The organism is Hymenobacter taeanensis, assembly GCF_013137895.1.
Lineage (GTDB): Bacteria > Bacteroidota > Bacteroidia > Cytophagales > Hymenobacteraceae > Hymenobacter > Hymenobacter taeanensis.
The window spans coordinates 714,885-740,243 of sequence record NZ_CP053538.1 but is presented as its reverse complement, the minus strand read 5'-3'; the positions used below and the strand labels follow the sequence as shown (position 1 = coordinate 740,243).

Annotated in this window: 18 protein-coding genes; 11 read left to right on the top strand and 7 right to left on the bottom strand. The window is 57.5% G+C overall.

Annotated elements, in window-relative coordinates:
• Window positions 1–40 precede the first annotated feature (40 nt).
• Together HMJ29_RS03100 and HMJ29_RS03095 are read right to left on the bottom strand one after the other, a co-directional pair.
• Window positions 41–1,147: a hypothetical protein gene (locus HMJ29_RS03100; RefSeq protein WP_171590112.1), complete on the bottom strand. Its 1,107-nt coding sequence runs from the start codon at window positions 1,145–1,147 to the stop codon at window positions 41–43.
• A gap of 117 nt (window positions 1,148–1,264) precedes the next feature.
• On the bottom strand, window positions 1,265–2,251 hold the full coding sequence (locus HMJ29_RS03095) for an alkaline phosphatase family protein (protein ID WP_171590111.1): 987 nt from the start codon (window positions 2,249–2,251) through the stop codon (window positions 1,265–1,267).
• A gap of 161 nt (window positions 2,252–2,412) precedes the next feature.
• Here HMJ29_RS03095 and HMJ29_RS03090 point away from each other — a divergent pair, with 161 nt between their 5' ends.
• From HMJ29_RS03090 to HMJ29_RS03070, 5 genes are all read left to right on the top strand, one after another.
• Window positions 2,413–3,075, top strand: a complete 663-nt coding sequence (locus tag HMJ29_RS03090; RefSeq protein ID WP_171590110.1) for a LutC/YkgG family protein — start codon at window positions 2,413–2,415, stop codon at window positions 3,073–3,075.
• Window positions 3,050–3,847, top strand: coding sequence for a UDP-2,3-diacylglucosamine diphosphatase (locus HMJ29_RS03085; RefSeq protein ID WP_171590109.1), 798 nt, complete (start codon window positions 3,050–3,052; stop codon window positions 3,845–3,847). The genes HMJ29_RS03090 and HMJ29_RS03085 overlap by 26 nt, the downstream gene beginning before the upstream one ends.
• A 76-nt stretch (window positions 3,848–3,923) precedes the next feature.
• On the top strand, window positions 3,924–4,778 hold the full coding sequence (locus HMJ29_RS03080; protein ID WP_171590108.1) for an SMP-30/gluconolactonase/LRE family protein: 855 nt from the start codon (window positions 3,924–3,926) through the stop codon (window positions 4,776–4,778).
• Window positions 4,779–4,977: 199 nt separating this feature from the next.
• Window positions 4,978–6,141, top strand: coding sequence for a zinc-dependent alcohol dehydrogenase (locus HMJ29_RS03075; protein ID WP_171590107.1), 1,164 nt, complete (start codon window positions 4,978–4,980; stop codon window positions 6,139–6,141).
• Window positions 6,142–6,311: 170 nt separating this feature from the next.
• A complete protein-coding gene (locus tag HMJ29_RS03070; RefSeq protein WP_171590106.1) occupies window positions 6,312–8,951 on the top strand; it encodes a S8 family serine peptidase in 2,640 nt (879 codons plus the stop codon).
• Window positions 8,952–9,313: 362 nt separating this feature from the next.
• On the opposite strand, the gene HMJ29_RS03065 is transcribed toward HMJ29_RS03070, so the two are convergent.
• Window positions 9,314–10,117, bottom strand: a complete 804-nt coding sequence (locus HMJ29_RS03065; RefSeq protein ID WP_171590105.1) for a M57 family metalloprotease — start codon at window positions 10,115–10,117, stop codon at window positions 9,314–9,316.
• A 375-nt stretch (window positions 10,118–10,492) separates the two neighbouring features.
• On the opposite strand from HMJ29_RS03065, the gene HMJ29_RS03060 reads away from it, so the two are divergent.
• Window positions 10,493–12,058, top strand: coding sequence for a PSP1 domain-containing protein (locus HMJ29_RS03060; RefSeq protein WP_216634084.1), 1,566 nt, complete (start codon window positions 10,493–10,495; stop codon window positions 12,056–12,058).
• Window positions 12,059–12,062: 4 nt separating this feature from the next.
• Window positions 12,063–12,569, top strand: a complete 507-nt coding sequence (locus tag HMJ29_RS03055) for a gliding motility lipoprotein GldH (protein WP_244678740.1) — start codon at window positions 12,063–12,065, stop codon at window positions 12,567–12,569.
• A 230-nt stretch (window positions 12,570–12,799) separates the two neighbouring features.
• Here the strand turns inward: HMJ29_RS03055 and HMJ29_RS03050 are convergent, their stop codons facing one another.
• Window positions 12,800–12,991, bottom strand: a complete 192-nt coding sequence (locus tag HMJ29_RS03050) for a cold-shock protein (protein ID WP_135431636.1) — start codon at window positions 12,989–12,991, stop codon at window positions 12,800–12,802.
• 145 nt (window positions 12,992–13,136) lie between these two features.
• Between HMJ29_RS03050 and HMJ29_RS03045 the strand changes: the two genes are divergently transcribed.
• Window positions 13,137–14,129, top strand: a complete 993-nt coding sequence (locus tag HMJ29_RS03045; RefSeq protein WP_171590104.1) for a hypothetical protein — start codon at window positions 13,137–13,139, stop codon at window positions 14,127–14,129.
• Between the two features lie 66 nt (window positions 14,130–14,195).
• On the opposite strand, the gene HMJ29_RS03040 is transcribed toward HMJ29_RS03045, so the two are convergent.
• A complete protein-coding gene (locus HMJ29_RS03040) occupies window positions 14,196–15,017 on the bottom strand; it encodes a hypothetical protein (RefSeq protein WP_171590103.1) in 822 nt (273 codons plus the stop codon).
• 206 nt (window positions 15,018–15,223) lie between these two features.
• Between HMJ29_RS03040 and HMJ29_RS03035 the strand changes: the two genes are divergently transcribed.
• Window positions 15,224–16,027, top strand: coding sequence for a phosphatase PAP2 family protein (locus HMJ29_RS03035; RefSeq protein ID WP_171590102.1), 804 nt, complete (start codon window positions 15,224–15,226; stop codon window positions 16,025–16,027).
• Between the two features lie 31 nt (window positions 16,028–16,058).
• On the opposite strand, the gene HMJ29_RS03030 is transcribed toward HMJ29_RS03035, so the two are convergent.
• Entirely contained in the window at window positions 16,059–17,105 is a 1,047-nt protein-coding gene (locus tag HMJ29_RS03030) for a ComEA family DNA-binding protein (RefSeq protein ID WP_171590101.1), read from the bottom strand.
• A gap of 297 nt (window positions 17,106–17,402) precedes the next feature.
• Here HMJ29_RS03030 and HMJ29_RS03025 point away from each other — a divergent pair, with 297 nt between their 5' ends.
• On the top strand, window positions 17,403–17,987 hold the full coding sequence (locus HMJ29_RS03025) for a DinB family protein (RefSeq protein WP_171590100.1): 585 nt from the start codon (window positions 17,403–17,405) through the stop codon (window positions 17,985–17,987).
• 38 nt (window positions 17,988–18,025) lie between these two features.
• On the opposite strand, the gene HMJ29_RS03020 is transcribed toward HMJ29_RS03025, so the two are convergent.
• On the bottom strand, window positions 18,026–18,790 hold the full coding sequence (locus HMJ29_RS03020; RefSeq protein WP_171590099.1) for a fatty acid desaturase family protein: 765 nt from the start codon (window positions 18,788–18,790) through the stop codon (window positions 18,026–18,028).
• 227 nt (window positions 18,791–19,017) lie between these two features.
• On the opposite strand from HMJ29_RS03020, the gene HMJ29_RS03015 reads away from it, so the two are divergent.
• Window positions 19,018–25,320 carry an alpha-2-macroglobulin family protein gene (locus HMJ29_RS03015; protein WP_171590098.1) on the top strand — a complete coding sequence of 2,101 codons (6,303 nt, stop codon included), beginning with the start codon at window positions 19,018–19,020 and terminating at the stop codon, window positions 25,318–25,320.
• Window positions 25,321–25,359: the final 39 nt, after the last annotated feature.

Sequence of the window (25,359 nt, the reverse complement as noted above, 5' to 3'; positions counted from 1 at the left end):
ATGGCTCAAGCTGCAAATGGAGTACAGGTCTGCCAGCAACTCAATCATACCCCTTGATGCTGATGTATTGCTTTTCATTGCGACGCCCTACACGCACAATACTTCGCTCAAATTCTTTGGGGTCATTTAGGGTATCGTAGAATTCATCCAAAAACTGAGTGGCGAAGGCTTTTTCATCCCGGTTGAGGTATTCACATGAGAGGTACACATTGTAAAGCGCCGCCCGCCGTTCATTGAAAAGAGCCCGCATTTTCGTGTACAGCTCCTCTGTGAAGTTATAACCCCTAAACAGGCGCTGCCGAACCGAGGTAATACCTAATTGCTGGGGCGGCTCAGCATAGGGGGCCATTACCAGACCGGCATAGTCAAAGTCATAAGGCACTGGCACGGGAGCAGCGTACCCGTCTGCTTTCAGGAGCCGGATGTTGTGGCGGTACGGCACCGACCAGTCGGTATTTCCAATCATGTACTGAAACAGGGTAAGCATCGCCATTGACTCCTGATGCGTGTATTGCATACCGATGATGAGTGGCTTAGGAACAATAGTGGCCTTGTTACGCTGGGCCATAGCGGAGGCCTCTTCCAGCAGAAAGGCCTGATGCACGGTAGCCTTTTGCCGGCTATTCATATCCTGATACGTTACCAAACACAGCCGCACCCGGAAACTCATGTCCGTTAGGGCATTGTAGAGCTTGTATACCAAGTATTCACGCAACACGTAATTATCTGCGCGGCAGTGAGTGGTTAGCTTAAGGTCTGCCATTTTCCCGAACATTGACGGATGCGCCCCATTATCAGGAAAGTGAATGAGCAGGGGCGGAAACTGACAAACGGCAGGGTCTTGGCGCCGATGGCCGCGCAGCTTCACCTGCACCGGTACCATGCGGGTAGCCCCAACCGCGTCCTGATACTGCAAGGCGGCATTGTGCAACACAGGTTTGCGGCCTTTGTCCTTCAGTAGCTCATCCAGCGGGAGGTGCAGGGTAAAGCGAAGCTCTTTTTCATTGGTAAAAAAGGCTTCTTCCGCCGCCGTTTGCGGGTTGGCTAGGCCTGTTGCGGGTGCCTCACTGGTCTGGGCCTGAGCTTGGGCCAATTGCTGCGTGAGTAACCAGCTCAGGCTGGCCAGTAAATAGAGCGCTTTTCTCATCACACACTGAGAAGTAATCCGGCGGAGGCAGCCGATGGGTACCAAGCGAGCAACACGCAAGGATCTGCTGATCTGGCAGATCGTTACTCCGCCTTCTCAGGGCGCGAGGAGAGAAGCTTAGCGCTTAAATAAGCTCTGCATAACCTGGCCTTGCCCTTGCTGAAAGGGAAAGCCGAGCAGGAAGGCCACCGTAGGAGCTATATCTACTAAAGTGTGCTGCTCCGGCAAAGAAATACCCGCTCTGAAATCGGGGCCGAGAGCTAGCAGGCTAATATGGCGGCACCCCTCACAATCGTCGCCGTGGTCGGTAAAGCCATTGCTTATGCCATTTAAGTGGCGCCCGTGGTCGTTGGTGATGAGGAGGGTGGTATTGCCGCGGTAGGTTTTGCTCCGCCGCAAAAAGTCGTAGAGCTGCATCACGTACCGATCATCGCGGGCAATGCCACGTAGGTAGTGCTCCCAGTTACCAGCATGGGCATACCCATCCGGCTCCATAAAATTGATGAGCACTAAGTTTGGCTTGTGCTCGGTGAGAATGCGCTTAACGGCCACCAGCGTCAGAGAATCGGGTCGGTAGCTACTACCGGGGCCACTAATACCACAATCAAGAGAAGGCAGGTACTGGTCCTTCCACTCGGTATTCTGCGTGTTACCCAGAATATGAAGCTTGTCTTTGCTGGTAATTAGCCAGGCTGCGGTGGCGGGTTTACCGGAGGCCTTGCGCCAGTATTGAAAAATGGAAGGCTGTTGTGGCAACTCTTCCCCAAAATTGTCAATAGGTTGATTTAGGCCGGTGGTAATAGCCGTGTGGCCGGAGTTGGTAAAGGTGAAGCCGTTGTTAAAGAAGCTGGAAAGGAAGACCCCGCGGGGCCTCAGCTTCGTGGCCATATTCGGGATGAGCCCAGGAACTGCACCCCAGGTTTCGGAGTAGCGGGGCCCGTCAATGACCACTATAATGACGTTCCGGGTTTTTAGGGCTTTTTTAGGCGCCTCAGGAAAAGTGGGCGCAAAGGCAAGCAACACCAGCAAGCCCAGGGCATACGTCAGCCATTCAGCGCCAGTAAAGAGGCGGCCCCGCCGCTCGGGAGGTACGAGAATAGGCATGGTGCTGAGCGAACTAGCTGGTAGTTACTGCTTTCAATAGTATAAGATACTACTTTGCTCACGGATAATAAAATATTGGCTCTCAATAAATAAGTAGTGCCAAATGACCCGCCTGGCCTGGCCTAGCGCGGCGCATGGGCTCACTCTGTTACCTTTGCCTAATGGGCGATACGTCACGCGATACTATCCTGCGCCGAATAAGGGAGGCGCTGCAGAAGCCGGCTGAGCAACCCGCCAAGCCCGACTTCAGTGCCCCGCTGCACCCTAGGCCAGCTACCGAGGAAGATCTGGCCATTGATTTCGCTCAGAACTTTGTGCGGGTAGGAGGACTATTTTACTACTGCGAGTCGGTGGAGCACTTCTACGATCAGATCTTCACTTATAAAAAGGAAAAGGCGCTGGAACGGCTGTTTGTGTGGGAGCCCGAACTCAAGAAAATGCTGCACGATGGCAACCTGGTTTTCCAGGGTGATGAAGCTGAATTCCTGGCTCACGCCGATGCGGGCCTCACTTCCTGCGAAGCCCTGGTGGCCCGTACGGGCAGCATTTTGGTTAGCGGTGCCAGTAGCAGCGGCCGCAGATTAAGTATTTACCCTGATCAGCACCTAGTGCTGGCCCGCACCTCACAAATAGTAACCGATATTGGGGATGCCCTGAAGCTGGTGCAACAGAAGTACGGACCCGACCGAATACCCTCCATGATTTCCCTGACTACGGGGCCCAGCCGAACGGCTGATATTGAAAAAACGCTGGTACTCGGAGCCCACGGCCCGCGCAGCATTGTGTTGTTTTTGCTGGATGACGCGCCCGCCGCAACTACCTGACCTCGCGCTGCCCCCGGGCCGCAAAGTATATTTCGCCTCCGACTTCCACCTCGGGGCGCCCGATGCCGCCCGTTCCCTGGAGCGGGAGCGACGCATCGTGCGCTGGCTGACCTGGGCCGCCCAGGATGCCGCTGCTATCTATCTGCTCGGCGATATTTTTGACTTTTGGTTTGAATACAAGCATGCTATTCCGCGCGGCTTTATTCGGCTGCAGGGCAAGCTGGCTGAGCTAACGGATGCGGGTATTCCGGTAATTTTTTTTACCGGCAACCACGATATGTGGATGTTCGACTACTTCACCAAGGAGCTGGGCATTCCAATTTACCGGCACCCCGTAAGTCAGCGCATTGGCGGGCACCAGTTTCATATTGGGCACGGGGATGGCCTAGGCCCTGGCGACCATACCTATAAAGTATTGAAACGGGTGTTTGCCTCGCCGCTGGCGCAGTGGCTGTTTGCGCGCCTGCACCCCAACTTGGGCATTGGTATTGCCAACCACTGGAGCCGCCATAGTCGTCTGCAAAATGGCGAGGCCGACAGCACCTATTTTGGCGAGGACGAGTGGCTGCTGCAGTATTGCCGGGAGCTGGAACAGGCCTACCACCACGAGTACTACGTCTTCGGCCACCGTCATTTGCCGCTTGATGTAGCAGTAGCGCCCGGCAGTCGTTACCTTAACCTCGGCGAGTGGGTCAATTATTGCTCATACGGCCAATATGATGGTACTGAACTGGCGCTCCGGCACTTTGAAGCTGAGAAAGGTAAAGGCTGAGGCCTATAACTGGCCTAGCCGCTTAGCTGGGTGGCTGCCGGCTGGCTGCTTGGGGCTGGCTGCCAATTTATGGCTCATGGCTCCTGCGCAGGCCCAAACTACCGCTCCGGCGGCGGGCTCAGTAGCTCCCGCTGCCCAGGCCTCACCGGTGGTAACGGTACCCGCTGATGCCCGGCCCGCCACGCCCGGCACCTGGCAGCTTGTGCGCACCGTGGCTTTGGCCAAACCCGGTCCGGCTTCTCTTGATCGGCGGGGCAACCTCTATGTGACAGATGCCCAGAACAACGTGCACCAGTACGGCCCTGATGGGCAGGCCTTAAACGTATACTCGCCACCGCTGCCGGGCCATACGGCCCAGCTGGAAGCCTGGAACACCACTAAAATTTTGGTCTTCTACGACGACCGACAGGAGCTGGTGCTGCTCAACCGTTTCCTGGCGCCCATCAGCAAGCTTTCTTTGCTTGATTATTTTGATGGGATGGTGCGCACCGCCACGCTGGCGCCCGACGACCGGCTGTGGCTGCTGAATGAGTCCGACCTCACGCTGCGGCAGCTGGATGCGGCTGGCCGGTTTACCATTACTACCCCGCTAGACCTGCTCATTGGGCGCAGCCACCCCGACTTCCGGTTTCTGCGTGAGTACCAGAACAACCTCTACCTGGTTGATAATAAGAATGGGGTGTACGTGTTCGATAATCTGGGTAACTATCGGAAGAGGCTACCTTTCCCGGGGCTGACTACCCTCGGTTTTCGCGGCGACGAGCTGTACTACTTAGCCGCCGACGGGGTGCATTTCTTTCACCTCTACACCCTAACCGAGCGCACCCTAGGGCTGCCTGCACCCCAACCCGCCGGAGTGCAGCAGGTGCTGGTAGGTGAGCAGTATGCTTATGTATTTACCGCTGCCGGCCTACAGGTATACCGGCTCTAGGCCAGGTAGTGAAGGAGTAATCGGCTCATGAGTCTGGCTGGTATGGCGCGTAGCACGCACGTTTTGGCTGCCGTAAGCAGGTAGGGGCCAGGAGCCAGAGCTAAGCTCCGCCATAACCCGTGCCGCAGCTGGACCGTTAGGATACATCAGGCCCTTTGGCTTGTTGTCCGTTCTTCTCCACTACTCCTACTAACTGGCTATGAAAGCACTCGTGTATCACGGGATGAGAGACGTGCGCGTCGATACCGTGGAGGACCCCAAACTTGAAGATGCCCGCGACGCCATTATCCGCGTTACCAGCACCGCTATCTGCGGCTCCGATCTGCACATTTACAACGGGAGTATTCCGCAGCCCCGCCCCATGGTGCTGGGTCACGAGTTTATGGGCATTGTAGAAGAAGTGGGGAAAGGGGTAGGCAACAAGCTAAAAGTAGGCGACCGGGTGGTAGTACCCTTTCCTATTGCCTGTGGTACTTGCTACTTCTGCAATCATCAGCTGCCGGGGCACTGCGAAAACTCCAACCCCGACCATTACGGGCCCGAAGGCGGTCTGTTGACTGAAAAAGGCGGTGCCCTGTTCGGGTATACTGATTTGTATGGGGGCTATAACGGTGGCCAGGCAGAGTACGTGCGCGTGCCCTACGCCGACTTTGGCCCCCGCGTTATTCCCGACTCGCTAACCGATGAGCAGGCACTGTTCCTGACGGATATCTTCCCTACGGGCTACTCTGGCATTGACTGGGGCGAGGTAAAAGGCGGGGAGATGGTGGCCATATTTGGCGCCGGCCCGGTGGGCATTATGGCTGCCAAGTCGGCGTGGTTGCGGGGTGCCGCCCGCGTAGTGGTTGTCGACACGCTCCCGTACCGGCTGGATAAAGCCCGGGATTCTACCTACTCAGAAACCATCCTCTGGGAAGACGCTAGCTCTACGGTAGAGCAAATCAGGGCCATGAGTGGAGGCCGCGGGGCCGACGTGTGCGTGGATTGCGTGGGCTTTGAGCCCGACCGTGACCTGCTGGACCGCGCCAAAGCCGTGATAAACTTGGAGAAAGGCTCTCCTAAAGTACTGGAGGCCTGCATGAGTGCCGTCCGGCGGGGCGGCATTGTATCGGTGTTGGGGGTTTATGCCTCGCCCTTTGATAACTTCCCCATTCACCAATTCTTTGACAAAGGTATTACCATCAGAGGTGGGCAGGCGCCTGCTCAAAAGCACATCGACAAGCTGCTCCAGTATGTGATAGAGGGCAAGGTGGTGCTTGACGATATTATCACCCACCGCTTGCCGCTTTCAGAAGCCGCGCATGGGTACGACATCTTCCGTAACAAGAAAGAAGACTGCGTAAAAGTGGTGCTGAAGCCGTGAGTAAGGGCTTCGCTCATTGAAAAAAGGGCTGGCTTTTGGTCAGCCCTTTTTTGTAGCCTGGTGTCAAGGGCAGGCAGCTGAGCACAAGCGCATTTATCCCTACATTTGGAAAGGACGGTTTTGTGCTGTCCGTTGCGCCGCCCTGCCTCCTTACAACCAAAACCCCTGCTATGTCTGCTGCTCAACCGGCTTGCCGGCTTATCCCTCGTTTGCGTTTCCTTTGCCTGGTAATTTACGGAGTGATTATTGGCTGGGTACCTGACGCGGCCCTTGGGCAAACTAGTTTGCCAACACCGCCCGCGGCCCGGCTTGCTCCCGGGATGCAGGCAGCCAAGGCCGCCCAAACTGTGCGGGTGAGCGTAACGGATGTAGCAGCGTTCCGGAGGTGGCTGGCCACAGAGCAGCCCGGTGCTACGGCAACGGCAGAGGTGCGCTACCCTGGCCTAGTGAGGGTGCAAGGTGCCAGCCCTACGGCACTGGCTGCCTGCCAGTGGGTGCAGTTTGTTGATAAGCCCAACCGCAAACCGCACGATGAGCGGCAGCTCAGCGGCGCCGATTTTGCCGCCAACAAGGTGAGCCCCGTGCACAGCCGGTATCCGCAGCTAACGGGCAGTGGCCTAACGGTCTCCGTTAAGGAGAACCCCCTGGATATACTGGATATCGACTTTAGGGGGCGCTTGGTGAACCCCGATCCGCAGGCGGTAATGCAGTCGTCGCATTCTACTATAATGGCCACCCTCATTGCGGGCGGCGGCAATTCTTCGCCTAACGGCAAAGGTGCGGCCTGGCAAGCCAAAATAGCGCAGTCTGACTATGAAAACCTGCTGCCTGATGATGGCGTGCTACTGGCCCAGCAGGGCGTGACGGTGCAAAACCATTCGTATGGCGTGGGCATAGAAAACTATTACGGTTTAGAAGCCAAAGCCTATGACGAGCAGACCCAGCAGTATCCGACACTGCTCCACGTATTTTCCTCGGGCAATTCCGGCAACCAAGCCAGCACCGAAGGCCCGTATGCCAACCTGCCAGCAGTGGCCAACCTGACGGGGCAATTCAAAATGGCCAAAAATGCGCTGCTCGTAGGGGCCACTGATGCGCTAGGCCAGGTAGCTCCGCTCAGTTCCCGCGGCCCCGCCTACGACGGCCGCGTGAAGCCTGAGCTAGTGGCCTATGGCGACGGCGGCTCCTCAGAGTCAGCTGCGCTGGTATCGGGTATTAGCTTGCTGGTGCAACAGGCCTACCGCAACCAGCAGGGAGCCGTACCACCAGCTGCTCTGGTAAAAGCCGCTCTGCTCAATAGTGCCGACGACACCGGCCGGCCAGCCGTAGATTTTGAGGCTGGCTACGGCCAGGCCGATGCGCTGGGGGCCGTGCAGACTATTTTAGAAAAGCGGTATGCACAGGGCAGCGTGGGGCAAGGGCAGGAGCAGGTAATACCCATTGTGGTGCCGGCTGGCACGCACGAGTTGAAAGTTACGCTGGTGTGGGCTGATCCTGCCGCCGCCGCCAACGCCCCCCAAGCCTTGCTCAATGATCTTGACCTGGTGCTGGTAAGTGCCGCCAGCAAGCAGCGCTGGCTACCCTGGACCCTCAGTGCTTATCCGCATCCTGATTCGCTTAAGCTGCCCGCTCGTCGGCATCCTGATCACCTAAACAACGCCGAGCAGATTACCCTGGAGGTTCCGGAGGCCGGCACATATGAGCTGCACGTACGCGGCTACCAACTGGCACAGGGGCCGCAGGCGTTTAGTGTAGCCTACGAATATGAGCAGGGTTTTACCTGGACGCAGCCTACCGCCGCCCGAAATCTAACAGCAGGCCGGCCGACGGTATTGCGCTGGCAATGGGCGGGAGCACCAGTCTCTGCTCGCCTGGAGTATCGTTTCGTAGGCCAGAGCCAGTGGCAGGTACTAAGCCCCGCGGTAAATCTGGCGCAGCACTATTTTTTCTGGGCCACTCCAGACACCACAGCACCCGTGCAAGTGCGCCTGAGCACCAGCACAGCAGCGTATGAGTCGGATAAGTTTTTTGTGGCTAAACCCCTAGAGTTGCAGGTGGGCTATGCCTGCCCCGATGAAACGCTGCTCACCTGGACGCGTGTGCCCGGAGCAACTCAATACCAGGTGTATACGCTTGGTGCTACCCAATTAGAGCCGTACCGGCTAGTAACGGATACGGTGCTGTTCCTAACGGCCACCGAAGCCACCCAACGCTACTTTGCGGTGGCACCTATTGTGCAAGGCATGGTAGGGGAGCGGGGCAGCACCCCCGACGTAACCCAGCAAACGTACGGCTGCTACATCCGGTCTTTTATTCCAGAGCAGCTAGTTTCCGATACGGTGCAGTTTCAACTACAGCTGGGCACCACTTACCGACTGAAAGCCGTGCATCTGGAGCGCCGCGAGCCTGACGGGTCTTTTCGGAGTGTGCAATCGGTGGCGCCGGCCCTTAACCTGGTGCTGACCGATCCGGCCCCGGTAGTCGGCCGGAGTGAGTACCGGGCCCGGGCAGAGGCGCAAGACGGCCGCTTGTATTACAGCGCCCTCGAAGAGGCCTTTTTTGTGCGCCCGACGGATGTACTGGTTTATCCGGTGCCAGTACTACAGGGGGAGCCGCTCAAAGTTGTGGGGCCTGAAGGAGAACCGCTCCGGGTGCGCATTTATGATATGCTGGGCCGCCTGCGAGGCGAAGCTTCCGCCGATGGGGCCATCAACTCCCTGGTGCTGCCTCCATTGGGCAAAGGTACTTTCCTGTTGCGCATCAGCGCCGGTAATGGCCCTGAGGTTACCCGCCGCATACTAGTGTTGTAAGTGTCTGGGTAACTATTTCAAAGCGCATTTAGCTCTGCTCAGTCAAGCAGCACGGGGCTGTTAAATCGGGCAGAGCCGCCAGCCACCGTAGGCCAGTCTCTGGCTTAGCTCATGGGTTGCGTGGCCGCACTGTACTCTCCAATGCCCCTCCCTACAATTTGCTTTACCTTATGCCCGCCATGAGTAGTTCGCTCATAACGGAGTCGTAACCGGAACTCATCTGTTCAGCTTCGCTAAAGCAAACAAAGCTTCATGGAAAAGGATAACCAGCTAGTCCTGATTCGGGCTGCAAATAAAAAGCCCCCAGCTCAGGTGAGCTGGGGGCTTTTTGCTAAGCTAACGGGCCAATAGTGGCCTAATGCTTAGTACAGGTAGTTAAGCGCTGTGCGGTCGTTGGCATTGAACGGACGGTCTACGCCAGTGCCGATACAAGCCAGCATCCAGGAGTTTGGGTCTGGGCCCGAAGGAGTGCCGGGAATCAGGATAGCCCCTACCGTGCTGGCGCCCTCGTTCACGGCCGAACCACCGCAGCTATACTGGCGGCTCATGTAGTCGGTGTGGCGGAAACCAATGCAGTGGCCAATTTCGTGAGCCAGTACCGAGGCAATGGTAGTTGTAGCATAGCTGGTGCCCAGAGCATCGGAATTAACCAGAACCTGGTTGTAAGGGTTGCCGCCTGAGGGGAAGCCAGCTGAAGCCAGGTACGACGAGCCCGAGGGAGCTTTAGTCAGTACAATGCTGCCCCCCGACGTTACGCGCGAGAAACGAAGCTGCAGGTTCTGAGCATTGTACCGGCGTATAGCTTCATCAGCAGCCGTTACGTAGGCCGAAGGCAGCGTAGTAGAAACGCGTACCGTGATGGTGCGGGGCAGGCCCGTTACCAGGTTAGTAGTGCGGTACTGCTCATCTTCGCCTACGCGCATCACCTTGTAATCGGGCTTACTGGCGAGCATGTCGTTGGTAAGAAGGATGTCACCTTCTACCATTACACCACCTTCAACCTTGCGTGCTTCCGTAGCTGAGAAGCCCAGAGCTTTGATCTGGCTGATGGTGCTTTCAGATACTTCGTTCTTTACTTCAACATTGGCTTTTTCCTGGCACGAGGCAAGGGAGAATGCCGCTGCCGCGAAGAGCGCGAAGGGGGTGAGTACTTTTGAGTGTTTCATGTGTTTTGGTTGTGATAAGTGGAAAGATCGACGAAAAGGTAGTTGTTTATTAATGACTTCTCAAAATATAATGGGTTATTTTGCCAAAATTATATACTAATATCAGGTAGTGCATGTGAAATAATGCGAAGTCTACGAAAATGAGAATTTGAATTTTTCCGTTTTGGGAAATGGCTGCACTGATGAAACCTTAGGTTAAATTATACCGTTTAAGGCGGCTTCTTTATCTTGGAAGATTGAATAAGGGTGCAGATACCGGCGCCAAAAGGGCAAATACTGGTGGTCACCCTTGCGCCGCCTAAATCTGTATCTTTGTAGAAGACCATTTTCGTGCGGACCCCCTTTCCTCCGCCTTACCTATAGATTCTACAAGCCGTGGCTTGCACTTCCTGCTCCTCCGGTGGAGGCTGCTCCACTACATCTGCTTCGGGCTGCGGCTCAAAAGGCAGCTGTAGTAGCGGCTGCACCCGCCTTAATGTATTCGACTGGCTTCAGGACCTTGACCTGCCCAGTGATTTTAAAGAATTTGACATAGTAGAAATCCGCTTCAAGGGCGGCCGCAAAGACTTCTTCCGTAATACCAGCCGCCTGCCGCTCATCACCGGCGACGCCGTGGTGGTAGAAGCCGCCAGCAATGGCTGGCACCTGGGCCACGTTTCGCTGAAAGGAGAACTGGTGCGCCTGCAGATGAAGAAAAAGAAAGTACCTCTTGACTCGAAGGATATCAGGGGTATTCTGCGGGTAGCCACCGACCAAGATGTGGAGCGCTGGAATGCCGTGCGCGACTTGGAAACGGGCACTATGTTCCGGGCCCGCTCCGTGGTAGATGAGCTGCGTCTTAAAATGAAGCTCTCCGATGTAGAGTACCAGGCCGACCGCACCCGCGCGACGTTTTTCTATTCTGCCGAAGACCGCGTCGACTTCCGGGACCTGATTAAGCGCCTGGCCGACGAGTTTCGGGTGCGGGTAGAGATGCGCCAGATTTCGCTGCGCCACGAGGCCGGCCGCCTGGGCGGAATTGGCTCCTGCGGGCGCGAGCTATGCTGCTCTACCTGGCTGACTGATTTTAAGAGCGTAAGCACCACGGCGGCCCGTTATCAGAACCTCAGCCTCAATCCTGCTAAGCTCTCGGGCCAGTGCGGGCGCCTGAAGTGCTGCCTGAACTACGAGCTGGACACCTACCTCGATGCCCTGAAGGACATTCCGCAGGTGCAACGCCCCTTGCTCACCGAGAAAGGCGACTATGTGCTTCAGAAGACCGATATCTTTAAGCGGAAAATGTGGTTTGCCGTGCGCGGCGACAACAATTGGGTGGTGCTGCCTACCGAGCGTGTGCGCGAAGTACAGGAGATGAATAAGCGCGGCGAAAAGCCGGAAAGCCTACTTCCTCCGGTACGGGAAGAAGAAAAAGCGCCCGAAGTTACGGCCATTGTGGAGGGCTCCCTGGAGCGCCTAGACGACAAGATCAAGGGCTCTAAGCGCAGCAAGCGCAAAAAGTCAAAGGATAAGCCTGTTACAGGCGCTGCACCAGCCGCGCCTAGGACCAGCCGCCCCGCAGCCGGCAAAATTGTGCCCGCCGATCCGTCGGTGCTGGATCCGCAGGCTCCGGCCGAAACTTCTGATACTCCGGCCGGCGAAGTTCGGCGTCCGCGCGGGGCGGCGGCCCGCCCGCTAAACCGGCGGGGCCGCGGCCGCAGCGAAGGCAAGCGAAACGACGCATCACGCAACGGCGCTGACGGTGAAAACCCAGCAAATGAAGGGCGCTCATCGCGCGGCACAGAAGGGCGGCCACCCCGTGGTGCCGCGCCTGAAGCCGGCTCCGATGCGCCGCGGCCGGGCGGGGAGCCAGGCAATGAACGCCGCCGCAACCATTCGCGGCGCGGTGGGCGGTCTGGGCGCTCTTCAGAAGGTGGTGCAACTTCTCCAACCCCTGCCTCCTAAGCCTATGCGCGCGTTTTCTCGTTTGATGCCGGTAGTGGCCCTGCTAGGCCTGTTGCTTGCCAGTTGTGACTCTGGTCAGGTGTATGAGAAGAACACCGATCTGAAGTCGCCCTCGGGGGTGCCCTACGTGTGGGCTGTGCAGGAAAAGCCCACGTTTGAGTTTGAAATACCCGACACCACGCAGCGCTACGATGTGTACTTCAATGTGCGCAATGCTTCCGGCTATGAGTATTACAACTTATATGTGAAGCACACCCTCACGGGCCCCGATGGAAAGGTTATTTCGCGGTTGCTGCACCAAATGCTGCTGATGGACCCGCGAACCGGTGAGCCCCGCGGCAACGGTACCGGAGATATTTATGATCACCAGTTCCTGGCCCTGCCTAACCAGCACTTCTCGCAAACCGGCCCATACAAAATCATGCTGGAGCAGTACATGCGCCAAGATCAGCTGCCCAATATTATGGCCGTTGGCATACGTGTAGCCAAGCATACAAACTCACCGAAATAAGCCATAGCCAGTGAAGCGTAATAAGGCCCCCAGTAGCAGGTAAATCCTGGCTACTGGGGGCTTTTATCTGCTGGAGTAGCAAGGCCGCTCGGCTAACACAGCCCTTGGGTTTCGCACTTCTTCTCACCGGCTCTGGCTGGAGGGGCCGGGCTCCTAAAAAAATGCTCCAGCCCGTTACCAAATGGCAGTGGCTGGAGCACAGGCAATAGGCAAGTTGGAAGGGAAAAAGGCTAGATACGCTCTACTTTAACTGCGTTCTGGCCCTTCTTACCGTCGATGATGTCAAAGGAAACCCGGTCATTCTCGCGGATTTCATGAATCAGACCAGTCTGGTGCACGAAGATCTCCTGACCATTTTCATCTTGTACGATGAAACCATAGCCTTTCGACTCGTTGAAAAATTTCACTTTGCCAGTTTTCATAGCTGGTGTTAAGAATTGTGGGTGAAAGAATGCAGTAAAACTAACGGGTATTTCCAAACTACGGAAAACCTTGGCGCGGATAAAGGAACACAGAGCGGGACAGTGCGTATGAATTTGCATATCCCACGCGATACAAGTCTCTCTTATGCCAGACCAACCGACTTCCCCGAACCAGAACCCTGCCACCTCCAGCAATTCACCCGCTGATTCTGAAAATAGCGTAGGCCAGGGTGGCCCCAGCCAGGATCAGCAGCAGGCAGAACGCCCAGACCAAGACGTTAGACCCCAGAGTCTTCAAACACCCGCTAACACCGTCAGCCAGCAGCCCTTCGCCAACGACCTGAACCACGACGAAAACGAGCTCCAAGGCCCCAGCCGGGGTGAGTTCGGGCGGCAGTCGGGCCAGGGTTTCACGCAGGGCGGCTACGGAAATGAGTACAGCCGTGGCGCTGAAACCTACGCCGGTACGCTGAATACTCCTGCTGCCACCACCGGGTATGATGGGGAGCGGGAGCAAAAGCCGGCGGGCTTTGAAGAGCCCATGGGTAGCCGTTACGGTGCCGAAGTAGACCCCGCTATTACCCACGAAAAATCTACGGTAAGCCCCGGCTTTGCCAATGATAACGCTGCTCCTCGGGGCCTAGACTCGGGCTACAGCGAAAATTACGGTACCTCTTCACTGGGGGGCGGAACCACCAACGGCACTGCCGCCGCCCAGCCCGATACCCAGCAGCGCAACCAGGCCGAGGATTACCGCCCGGGCCATCCGGAGCAGGGCCCCAGGGGCCTAGACACCGGGCGTGGTGCCAATGAGCCCGCGCGTGGCCGGCAGGAGGCTGGCACCAGTGACGCAGAAACCACCCGTAGCGGCTATAATGCTACCGGCTCCAGCGCCCAGGGCAGCGACCAGAACGGGTTTGGCTCTAAGGGCGGGTCTTATAATGATGAGTACGATTCGTCATCCGACGACAGCCACACCGCTTCCCCCGCCCGCGGCGACTACGATAAGCAGGACGCAGCTCAAAACTACGGTGGGGCTGCCGGCGACAAAAACAACCGGCAAGACTCGCCGGATTACGGTCCGGCTCCGAGCCGGGCGGAAGCCCACGACGATTCCGCACTACCGAAGCCGGAATAGGGACTAGGCCTAGCAATGCAAGGGGCAGTTTACTCCGGAGTAAACCGCCCCTTGCATTGCCAGGCCTTAGTCTTTCTTCTTGGCATAATACAGGCGGCCCTTCTCGTTGCTAAAGATAAAGTCTTGGTTGCTAGTAAACACAAGGGCTTCCGCTTGGCCGGTAGATGGGATGGGCAGGCAGGTTTTCAGGCCATCAAAAAGGCGCTGGCCGGGTTGGCGCTCAATCAGGTACACGTGGCCGTATCCCATAAGGGCCACCCGGCGGCCGTCGGGGCTAATGTCGGCCGCGGTAATCCAGGTGTTAATTTTGAGACTATCGGCTAGGCGTGCCGTGTGGTGACCGGGTTGCGCAGGCAGTACGTATTGCTTTACCCAGTTGCCCTCGCCCCGGTTTTTGGTGAAGAGATAAAGGCTGTCCTGGTAATAATAGAAGGCTTCGCAATCAAAGTTGCGAGCCGGCTTGCGCGGCGGAAACTTGCGCTGATCGGGATAATCGAACCGGATGGTATCTATCTGCTTTAAGCTGGAGCCGCTCAGCCGGTAAATGCACAGGTTGCGCCGCTTGTTTTGGTTGTTGCCAAAGTCACCGATGTACAGACGTTTCTCATCGTCCTGGGCCAGGTCTTCCCAGTCAATATTCACTAGTGGCGAGAGCTCCAGTGTTTGCAGTAGGTCACCTTGGGGCGTGATTTTGTAGAGACGGGCCGTGTTGCCTCCGTCGGCGTGCGTCCAGAGGTCACCTTCTGCGTCGGCAGCTTCCAGGCCGGAGCTTTCTGCTACCTGCTGGCGGTTAAGGCGCCCCACCGGTTGCACATCGTATTCCTTCTGCACCTTTCTAAACTCACCCCGACCTTTATCGGGGCTGCAGCCACAGATAACGGATTGCAAGAAAATAAAAAGAGGAAAGAGCTTATCGCGTAGCAAAAATAACATAGGCAGAAGGCAGGCCGCTCGTTTAGCATAAAGCAAGGAGGCTATGTCGAGCAGAAATGAATGGCCGCCGATAAATACGGAGAATTTGCCTGAAGGGTATGCCAGAAGCCTCTGAATGTAGGTAACTTGTTAGCCTGCATTCCCCTCGTTACTGCTCCTGCATGCGCTCAGTATTTCTTACACTGCTTTTGTCATTACTGGCCAGCAGGCCACTGCCTGCCCAAACACTGTCAACAACTGCTACGGGTACTGACTCAACGCACCACCAGCTTAACTCGAAGGCTGAGCTGGGCGCATGGCTGAAAAAGCCTGCGGTTTGGCACGCGGCCATTCCGGTTGGTCTTATTGGGCTGGGTTATGTAAGCCGGAATGAAAATATTGTAGATGAGTTCAAGGAAGAAGTATGCGAGGAGACCCGGGAAGCCTTTCCGCGGTTTCATACCACCCTCGACGACTACACCCGGCACATGCCCATTGTGGTGGCTTATGGCCTCTACGCAGGTGGGGTAAAAGGTGAGCGGGGTGTGCTGCCCTTCACTATTATCTATGGCCTCTCACACGCGCTGAGCACGGGCGTAGTCACTAACTTAAAAGAGCTGAGCCACACCGCCCGGCCCGATAACCCGGCTGATTTCAGCTCTTTTCCCTCGGCGCACACTGCCGAGGCCTTCATGACGGCCACCCTCCTGTATGAGCAATTTGGACGCACGCGCCCCTGGGTAGCGGTGGGTGGCTACTCCATTGCTGCAGCCACTGGCGCTATGCGCATGCTCAACAACCGCCACTGGATTACTGATGTGCTGGCCGGAGCTAGCGTAGGGGTGCTTTCGGCCGAAGCCGTATGGCATTTGTACCCGGTTGCGGCGCGCCTGTTGCCGGGGCGCATGGGCCAGAAGCTGTTGCTGCTGCCCACGTACGTGCCCGGCGCCGGGGTAGGGGCGGTGTTAGCCGTGAAAACCTTATAAAAAAATCTGGGTGCTGGTAGCGCTAGGCCACTTACTCAAAGCGCAAGTAGGGCTGGAGTTTGGTTAAGGTTGCCTCATCCAGAATACGGATCGGGCGTAGGTCAGCAGATTGGCGGAATGGGCCGTGCTGCTGTCGGTAGGCCACTACCACCCGCGCCAACCGTTTGCCAATGTAGGGGTGGGCCTGCAGCACCTCAAACGGCTCGGAATTGATATTCACTGTGGCTGGCGTAAAAGCTGAGCCCACAAACGTGTATTTGCGCAGGCTATCAACTAAGTCGGGCGCATCGCGGAGGCTGTAAATTTCGGCCAGCTGCTCTTCCTGCGCGAAGCCACCGAGGCGTTGCCGGTACTCTACCACCCGGCGCGCATAGCCCCGCCCAATGCCCCTGATTTGCATGAGCTGCGTAGTATCGGCCAGGTTTAGGTCAAAAGCCGCCAGGCGCGTAGGTTTGCGCGTAAAGCCCAAACTGCCACCTGCACGTGCCGGAAAGCGGGAGTAGCCGGCTTTGTTAGCGGCGTACTGTTGGCTGTTCTTAGCAGGGAGCAGGTCTGGTAGTTGCATGAAAGGCGCTAGCCGGGCGTACACAGAGTCGGGGAGGCCGTAGGTGCGCTTGATCTGCTCTTTGGCTTTGAAGCCGCCAATTACCTCGCGGTAATGCACCAACCGGCGCGCCAGAAAGGCGGGAAGGCCCCGCGCCTGCCAATCTGTTTCTGAAAGCTGGTTCGGGTTGAAGGGGGCCAGGGTAACCTGCGGCACGCTGGGCTGAGCTGCGTACGCGGGGCGCGGGTATCGAGACGGATAGGAGCGGGGCTGGCGTTGCGCGGCCAGCTCTGCGGCCAGGTTGTTGAGGCGAGCTTGGTCGGCGGCAGGGTTATAGTGCGGCAACGCGGGGCGCAGCAACTCCGGAAGCCAGAGTAGCAGCAGCATGAGGAACACCAACCCAATAAACCCGGAGGTTTCCCGCCGTGAAAACCCAAACCGCCGGCGCACAGCTCGCTGAAGATTAACCAGCAGGGAGCGTTTGGGTGCCCCTGAAGAAGTGGGAGTAGGACGGGCAGTGCGCGGCGCAGCCATCAGAATACGGAGATAATAGAACTAGTTAATAGCTGCTAGGCCATGTACCTATGGCTAAGGGAATAACTTGGCTAATATAGGCAGTAACCAGCAGTAGATAAAAGGTGCTTGTGGCAGTGGCCGCCCTCACAACATAAGTAAGCTGGTTTGCTCGTTAAAGCAAGCTAAGCAGCTGGCTCTGCACGCATGGTAGGCCACTTCACCCGTAATTTATGCGTAGCAAGAGCCCAAGCCGTTGGCTAAACCGCGACGGCCGCGTATCATTACATCAGCAACTGAATTACTTTATCCTCTGCCATGCCTGCCACTACCCGCCGTACTACTGAGTTTCTGGATTCTCTGGCTGCCGACTTGCGCCAGGTGCGCGAAACGGTAGACCGGCGCTTCCGGCCCCTCACCGACGACCAACTCAACCGCGGCCCGGGCCCGGGCAAGTGGAGTGTAGGCCAGTGCCTGGAGCACCTTAATATTGTGGGTGGGCTGCATCTGCCAGTTATTAGCAAAAAGATCAAAGCTGCCCAGGAGCGCGGCTCCAAACCCGCCGATACGGTGGTGCACGGCTTTTTTGGCAAGAAAATGACCGATGCCATGCGGGTGCCAGCCACGGAGAAGGCTATGAAGTCGCCGCAGCAGTATGCGCCCAGCGGTTTCCGGTTGCCCCGCACCGTACTGGAAGTGTTCAGCCGCCAGCTTGATGAACTAGCTGGCCTGATTGAGCAGGCGCGCGGAGTAAACGCTAATTCTATCCGTATTCCTAACCCCCTTGTTCCGCTGCTGCTGCCCCGCCTCACCGATGCGCTGGAACTGCTGGTAGTGCATATGCAGCGCCACATTGCGCAGGCCGAGGCCGTGCTGGATGGGCAGGGGGTAGGTAAAGAATAGCAGCTTTAAGCGCTAGGCCTCTTTGCAATAAAGAGTTCCTAGTGGTGATGCTTTTCGGGCGGAGGGGGAAGTTCTGCCGCCGCCCGGTACAGCAAGGCTGTGGGTACCCGAGGGTAGTAGTGGTGCACGTGGTGGAAAGCGAACGACGATACTACCGGCGTCCAGACCTGAGCAACAGCCGCTGCTGCCCGTGCTGCCGGGTTGCGCGAGGCTACATGGTGCGGAATGTACGAAGCCCAAATGGGCATGGTAGCACTCATAAAGAACGCCACGCCCCAATACACCAGGCCTGCGGCGGAGCCCAGTAGAAAATATAACGCCACAAAGGCCGCTAACAGGAACATTGTGAAGGCGGTTTCCAGCAACTGCATACGCCGCGTGTTAGGCGCGATGCGTAAGGACTTTCGGCGGAGCATCAGAATATGCCAGGGGCCTTGCCAGAGCACCCGAGAAAATTTCCAGTTAGCTGGTGCACCTTCAGGGTCATCTTCGGTGAGGCAGCGGCCATGGTGCCGTAAATGCCTAACCTGCAGGGCATGGCCGCTTTTCAAGATCAACAACCCACTGAGCGTGAGAATCCGCTCATTGATGGGCTTAGAGAGGCCTAGAGCGTTGTGCATGGCATCGTGCATTTGCACAAAAGCGGCTAGGCACACCGCCACGGCTACCGGTACGGCCAGCCACCACCAGCCCGCCACAGCTAGGCCTATATACAGCGCTGCCAGGGTCCAGGGGCGGGCCAGCTCCACGTACCGCTGGCCGGTGGTGAGCTGTAAGTGAGCGGAGGTGGCAGGTGAGGGCATAAGGTAGTTGAGTGAGGCCGATACTTTAAAACTGTTGTAGGCATGGCCAAACATCTGGTATGGGCAAAGGGAAGGTACTGGTATAAGCGCTGGCCGGCAAGAAGCAACCATAGATTTCGCATCTGATTTTGAGGCAGTGAGCAAGTTTTTATTGCCTGCATTATGGAATCAAGCTGAACGAGGCATCTACTTTTTATCAACTTGCTTCCGTTATCTGCTCCATGCCTATGCGCTCCTTCCTGTTTAGCTTACTGCTCCTGCTAATGTTATTCTCTACTGGCTCTTCCCAAACTACCCCACCTGGCAAAGGCGGCGGTGATAATGCCGCTACCTGGAAGAAGATTGATCAGCTCTTGGCCAAAGACCAGACCACTTCCGCCAGCAAATTATTGGAGCCCATTTACCAAGCTGCCCGAAAGCGGCAAGACACCCCAGAATACCTGCGGGCTTTGCTCTACAAGCTGCGCCTGCTGGAAGCCAAGGAAGAGGATGCCGATGCAAAGGCCATTGCGTTAGTAGAAGCCGACCTGAAAACGGCCCAATTTCCGGCTAGGCCTATCCTGCACAGCCTGCTAGGCCAACTTTACGCCACTTATTACCAGCAGAACCGGTACGAGCTCTACGACCGCACTCGCATCGCCCCCACCTCAGCTCCTGCCAGCACCAACGACATCCGCACCTGGGATGCTGCCCGTCTCGGCAGCGCCGTAGTGCAGCATTATCGCGTCTCCCTCACCGATGCGCCGCAGCGCCAGCAGCAGCTGAAGCTAGCGGCACTAGGCTATGCCGTGCGGGGCGGCGACGCCGAAGGGCGGGCCCTACGCCCCACCCTGTACGACCTGCTGGTGCACCGGGCCATTGAGGGTCTTCAGAATGAAGAATTCTACATTACGCACCCAGTAGATCAGTTTGAGCTAACGCGCCCAGCCTTATTTGCTCCAGCCGAAGAGTTTGCGCGCCTAAAGCTAACAGCTCCTGTCGCCGACTCATTAAACGGGCGGTTTCATGCGCTGCGCGCCTTACAGCAGCTCACGCAGTTCCGACTGGCCGATGCCAAGAACCAAGCGGCCCTGGCCGATGTGGAGCTGCAGCGTCTGCGTTTCGTGAAGCAGTATGCTACCATGGCTACCGCCGACTCCCTATACCGGCGGGCGCTAGCCCGCGCTGCTGAAACGTTCGGGGCGCTGCCCATCAGTGCCGAGTTCATAGTGGCGCAGGCAGAGTCCTGGGAGCAAAGCCAACCCGCCAAAGCCCGTGAGTTAGCGCTGGAAGCAGAAAAGCGCTTCCTAAAGTCGAGAGGAGCACAGCTGGCGCGGGCGCTACGGCAGCGTATTGAGCAGGTACAAGTCAGCTTTATTGCTGAGGAAGTGGTGCTGCCCAATCAGCCGTGGCTACTAAAACTCGATGTGCGCAATGCGCCCAAGCTCTACGCCAAGGTGTACCGCCTTACCACTGCCCAGGCCCTACGCCAATTGGAAAGTACCCGCGTAACTGATGGAACAGCCGGCAGCTTCCGCAAAACTTACGCCCGCGCCCTAGCCGCCGCGCCCGTTGCCTCCTGGACCCTAACCGTGCCTGGCCCTACTGACTACGAGGCGCACTCAGTACAGCAGGCCGGGCCGGCATTGCCGCTAGGCCAGTACCTGGTGGTTATAAGTACCGCCGCAGATACTCCTACCAAGGAGCACGCGGGAACAACAACGGTCTACTCTAACCTCTCGGTAAGTGAGCTAAGCCGGGTACGCCGTAACGCGGCCACCACCAATGGCCCGGAAGTGCTGGTGCTGCACCGGCAGAGCGGGCAAGCGTTGGCCGGCGTGCAAGTACTACCGTTCTTTCAATATTACAACCAGACTACCCGCCGCTACGAACAGAGGCGGGGCAAGCCGTTGACTACTTCCGCGGAAGGCCAGGTAGAAATTTCGCTAGGCCTCACCACTGGTGAGAACACGGCTCTTCGCGCGGTCCTGCTAACAAAAGGCCCCGATTCACTACTGGCTGAAACCAATGGCTACTATGGCCCGCGCCGCATTAACCGCGACCAAGAGCAGCCCCAGCGGCGCACGTTTCTCTATACCGACCGCGCCATTTACCGGCCGGGCCAAACCCTTTATTTTAAGGGTATCCTGACCGAAACCCGTGCTGGTAAGTCGCAATTGCTCACCAAGCAGGCTGTATCGGTGCGCCTCGTGGACGTAAACGGCCAGACGGTGCAAACGCTGCCCTTCACTACCTCTGACTTCGGTTCCTTCCACGGCTCTCTGGTGCTCCCAACTGCCCTACTAAACGGCGAAATGAGTCTGCAGACAGACGACGGCAACGTGAGCTTCGCGGTGGAGGACTATAAGCGGCCCACGTTCCTGGTAACGTTTGAACCCGTGAAGGGTACGCCCGTGCTAGGCCAGTCTGTGACTGTGCGCGGCAAGGCAGTGGCCTACGCCGGCCAGCCCATTGATGGCGCCACCGTGCAGTACCGCGTGGTGCGCCGCACGTTCTGGCCGTTGTTTGGACGCGGCTACGGCGGAGGTCAGCCCGAGCTAGAAATTCTCAATGGTACCGCCCAAACTGACTCGGCGGGCAGCTTCAGCGTCACCTTCACGGCGAAAGGAGAGGCCCTAGGCCAGTCGAAGCGTGGGCCCTGGCTTCCTGGCTATGTGTTTGAGGTGACGGCCGACGTGACAGATGCGGCCGGCGAAACCCGCACCGGCGAGCAACGGGTGAACTTGGGTACCGATGCCTTAACGTTACGCTTGGAACTACCGAGTCTGCTCAACCGCGAACAACTGCCCACGCTACGCTTGCTCAGTACCAACGCCACCGGCGAAGCCCTGCCCGCCCGCGGCCAGTTAAAACTTTACCGCCTCACGCCACCCGCTACTGGCCTGCGCCCGCGCACCTGGGAGCGGCCCGAGCGTGAAGCTCTCAGCCGCGCTGAGTTCAAGCGTCAGTTTCCGCTCGATGCCTATGGCCAAGAAGATAACGACAGTACCTGGGCTCGCACGCTAGTGCTGGAACAAGCCTTCGACACTGAGAAAACTACAGGGCTAACTGGCCTACGAACCGCGCTAGGCCAGCAGGAGCCCGGCCGGTATGTGCTAGAAGCCACGGCTCCGCCCGTTAACAACGGACCGCAGGTCAAAGCTGAAGTGCGGTTTACGTTGTACTCGGCCACCGTAAAGGAGCTGCCTGTGCCCACGCCCGACTGGTTCGTGAGTTTGCAGGATAGCGTGGTCCCCGGCCAGGTGGCGCGCTTTCTGATCGGCAGCTCCGAAGCTGGGGCCCGTATTCTGGTACAAGCCGAAGCCAAGGGCGAAACCCTGCGCCGGGAGTGGCTGACGCTGACTGCCGGGGAGCAGCGCGTAGTAGAAATTTCCGTTCCCGCCACTCTGGATGGTAATCAGCTATACGTTCACCTCACGCAGGTGCACGATAATCGGCTTTACCTGCATACAGCTACCGTACAGGTAGCCACACCACCCGCGCCATTGATACTTAGCATCGCCACCTTCCGCGACAAGCTGCAGCCTGGCCAGAAGGAATCCTGGCGCGTTACCATCCACCAAACCGGCGGCCAACCTGCGCAAGCAGAACTACTGGCTACTCTCTACGATAAGTCGTTGGATGTTTTTCGGTCTCATTCATTCACCGAGCTGGAGTTCTCGAAACCCTACTATCCAGCCGTGCTGGCTTGGCAGGGGCAGTTTGAGACAAAGGAATCTGATGGGCTCTTCAACCCCCAGTATGTGGGGGAGGGGATTTCTGAAATCCTTTATCCCCACCTGAATATGTGGGGCTATCAGGGGCAGGATGAAATTCCTGACCAAAGTGATTTGAAAGACAAGGTCGTTTCATCTCAGGCAGGTAAGGATAACACGGACAATCCGGCTGATTTATCTGGCCTAGAATCATCGGCGGCCATGGCAAGTCCTGTGGCTTCTCGCAAAATGTCTGCAGTACGCTTTACGCCTCCCGTTATCAAGAAAGATGAGGAAGTGAAGGCCTACTCTGATTCTGTTATGAGTCAAGGTAGTGGGCAAAAGGCCAATAAGCCTGACCTTTCCACTGTGCAAGCCCGCACCGATTTCCGCGAAACGGCTTTCTGGATGCCCGCGCTGCGCACCAATGCCCAGGGTGAAACCGTGCTGGAGTTCCAGATGCCCGAAGCCGTGACGCGCTGGCAGTTGTTGGCCCTAGGCCACGACCAACAGCTGCACAGTGGACTACTGGCCCGCGAGCTGGTGACGCAGAAGCAGCTCCAGGTAACCGCTAATGCGCCGCGCTTCTTCCGCGAAGGCGACCAGCTGCGTTTCACCGCCAAGCTCAGCAACCTTACCAGCCAACCCATGAGTGGTACGGCTCAGCTTTTCCTCATTGACGCCCGCACCCAACAGCCGCTCGACACCAGGCTGTTGAAAAGCGCCGGTCAGGTTAAATTCGACCTCAAAGCCAACCAAAGCATTGGCCTAGGCTGGGAGCTAACCATTCCTGAAACTGCCGAAGGCCAGATGCCGCTAGAAGCCATAACCTATCGGGTGGTGGCACAGGCCACGCAGATGCCAATTACCAGCCTTCAGTTATCAGGCAAAGAGAAGCGTCAGCAACGCCGTCAGAACAAACAGGCCACCGGCAACGCTGAACTAGCTACCGTATCTGATGGTGAGGAAAACACGCTGCCAGTGTTACCCAACCGTCTGCTGATTACGGAAAGCCTGCCGCTGCCCATTGTGGGGCCAGCTACGCGAGAGTTTGAGCTCAAGAAGCTTACCAGCACTACCTCTGCCACGCGCCGCAACTACTCATTAACGCTGGAGATGACCCAGAACCCGGCCTGGTACGCCGTGCAGGCCCTGCCCTACCTGATGGAGTACCCATACGAATGCTCCGAGCAGGTTTTTAGCCGCCTCTACGCTAATCTGCTGGCAGCCAAAATTCTGCAGAGCAACCCGCGCCTCAAAACTATGCTGGCGGAGTGGAGCCGCGCGGCTCAGGCCGGCGACAAAACCACCCTTACCAGCAAGCTGGAGCAAAACCAGGAGCTGAAAAACCTGCTGCTCCAGGAAACGCCCTGGGTGCGCGATGCCCAAACAGATACCGAGCGGATGCGCCGCCTCACGGAGCTGTTCGATGAGCCCCGCCTCCAGACCGAAACGGCACGTGCCCTCACTAAGCTGGCCAAAATGCAGCAGCCCAACGGCGCCTTCCCATGGTTTGAGCATATGCCCGACGACCGGTACATCACTCAGCTCATTGTGGCAGGCTTCGGTAAGCTGAAAAAGCTAGGGGCCTTTGATGCCAACAGCAACCAGGAAGCCCGCGAAATGCTGAGTAGGGCGCTAGGCTACTTAGATGCGCAGCTAGAGCGCGACTACACCAGCTTGCGCAAGCAGCCCAAGGTTGAGTTGAAGCAGAACCACTTATCGGCGCTACAGGTGCAAGCCTTGTATGCCCGCAGCTTTTGGGTATCTATAGAGGTGCCTAAAGCCACCCAACCGGCCCTGACTTATTATCAGCAGCAAGCGGCGGCCTATTGGCAAGCCCAGACGCGCTACTTACAGGCCCAACTGGCCCTAGGCCTGCATCGGTACAAGACGCAGCCCGCGGCGGTGCGTATGATCATGCAGGCCCTCAGCGAAAACGCTCTTCACTCCGCGGAGCTAGGTATGTACTGGAAAGAAGTGCGCGGCGGATACTATTGGCAAGAAGCCCCCACCGAAACCCAAGCCACCCTCATAGAGGCCTACGATGAGGTGCAGAACGACCAGAAGTCAGCGGATGAAATGAAGCTGTGGCTACTCAAGCAGAAGCAAACTCAGAATTGGGAAAGTACCCGCGCTACTGCTGATGCGTGCTACGCCCTGCTGCTGCGCGGCTCCGACTGGCTGCAACCCACCCAGCCCATTCAGGTAACGGTAGGAGGGAAGTCCGTTACGCCACCCGCGCTCCAGGCAGGTACTGGCTACTTCAAAACCACCTGGGCTGCCGCCGATGTACAGCCCGCCCAAGGTAACGTGACGGTAAAGAAAACGGATGCCGGAGTGGCCTGGGGAGCACTGTATTGGCAGTATTTTGAGCAGATAGATAAGATTACACCTGCCGCCACGTCCCTGCGCCTGGAGCGCCAGCTCTACCGTGAGCAGCGCACCGCCGGCGGCCCCGTGCTTCAGCCCATAACCACCGCCACGCCCCTGCGCGTGGGTGATGTACTGGTGGTGCGCCTCGTGCTGCGCTCCGACCGGGATCTGGAATACGTGCATCTCAAAGACCAGCGCGCGGCGGGGCTGGAGCTTATCGGCCAAACCTCTGGCTACCGCTACCAGGGTGGCCTAGGCTATTATGAAAGCCCCCGCGATGCGGCCACTAACTTTTTCATGAGCTATTTCCCCAAAGGCACGCACACGTTTGAGTATCGGTTGCGGGCCGCCCAGAGCGGCAATTTCAGTGGTGGCCTCTCGCAACTGCAGTGCCTATACGCCCCCGAGTTTTCCGCCAATTCCGCGGGCACCCGGGTACAGATTACCCCGCAGCCATAAGCCAGGCCAGGTGCAGTATGCATGTGTGCCAAGTAAGTT

Excerpts from the sequence above, each read along its gene's own strand:
- HMJ29_RS03030 (WP_171590101.1), bottom strand. The coding sequence starts at position 17,105 with ATGGCTGCGCCGCGCACTGCCCGTCCTACTCCCACTTCTTCAGGGGCA.
- HMJ29_RS03085 (WP_171590109.1), top strand. The coding sequence starts at position 3,050 with ATGACGCGCCCGCCGCAACTACCTGACCTCGCGCTGCCCCCGGGCCGC.
- HMJ29_RS03015 (WP_171590098.1), top strand. The coding sequence starts at position 19,018 with ATGCGCTCCTTCCTGTTTAGCTTACTGCTCCTGCTAATGTTATTCTCT.
- HMJ29_RS03070 (WP_171590106.1), top strand. The coding sequence starts at position 6,312 with ATGTCTGCTGCTCAACCGGCTTGCCGGCTTATCCCTCGTTTGCGTTTC.
- HMJ29_RS03100 (WP_171590112.1), bottom strand. The coding sequence starts at position 1,147 with ATGAGAAAAGCGCTCTATTTACTGGCCAGCCTGAGCTGGTTACTCACG.
- HMJ29_RS03055 (WP_244678740.1), top strand. The coding sequence starts at position 12,063 with ATGCGCGCGTTTTCTCGTTTGATGCCGGTAGTGGCCCTGCTAGGCCTG.
- HMJ29_RS03065 (WP_171590105.1), bottom strand. The coding sequence starts at position 10,117 with ATGAAACACTCAAAAGTACTCACCCCCTTCGCGCTCTTCGCGGCAGCG.
- HMJ29_RS03090 (WP_171590110.1), top strand. The coding sequence starts at position 2,413 with ATGGGCGATACGTCACGCGATACTATCCTGCGCCGAATAAGGGAGGCG.
- HMJ29_RS03025 (WP_171590100.1), top strand. The coding sequence starts at position 17,403 with ATGCCTGCCACTACCCGCCGTACTACTGAGTTTCTGGATTCTCTGGCT.
- HMJ29_RS03075 (WP_171590107.1), top strand. The coding sequence starts at position 4,978 with ATGAAAGCACTCGTGTATCACGGGATGAGAGACGTGCGCGTCGATACC.
- HMJ29_RS03020 (WP_171590099.1), bottom strand. The coding sequence starts at position 18,790 with ATGCCCTCACCTGCCACCTCCGCTCACTTACAGCTCACCACCGGCCAG.
- HMJ29_RS03035 (WP_171590102.1), top strand. The coding sequence starts at position 15,224 with ATGCGCTCAGTATTTCTTACACTGCTTTTGTCATTACTGGCCAGCAGG.
- HMJ29_RS03050 (WP_135431636.1), bottom strand. The coding sequence starts at position 12,991 with ATGAAAACTGGCAAAGTGAAATTTTTCAACGAGTCGAAAGGCTATGGT.
- HMJ29_RS03095 (WP_171590111.1), bottom strand. The coding sequence starts at position 2,251 with ATGCCTATTCTCGTACCTCCCGAGCGGCGGGGCCGCCTCTTTACTGGC.
- HMJ29_RS03080 (WP_171590108.1), top strand. The coding sequence starts at position 3,924 with ATGGCTCCTGCGCAGGCCCAAACTACCGCTCCGGCGGCGGGCTCAGTA.
- HMJ29_RS03045 (WP_171590104.1), top strand. The coding sequence starts at position 13,137 with ATGCCAGACCAACCGACTTCCCCGAACCAGAACCCTGCCACCTCCAGC.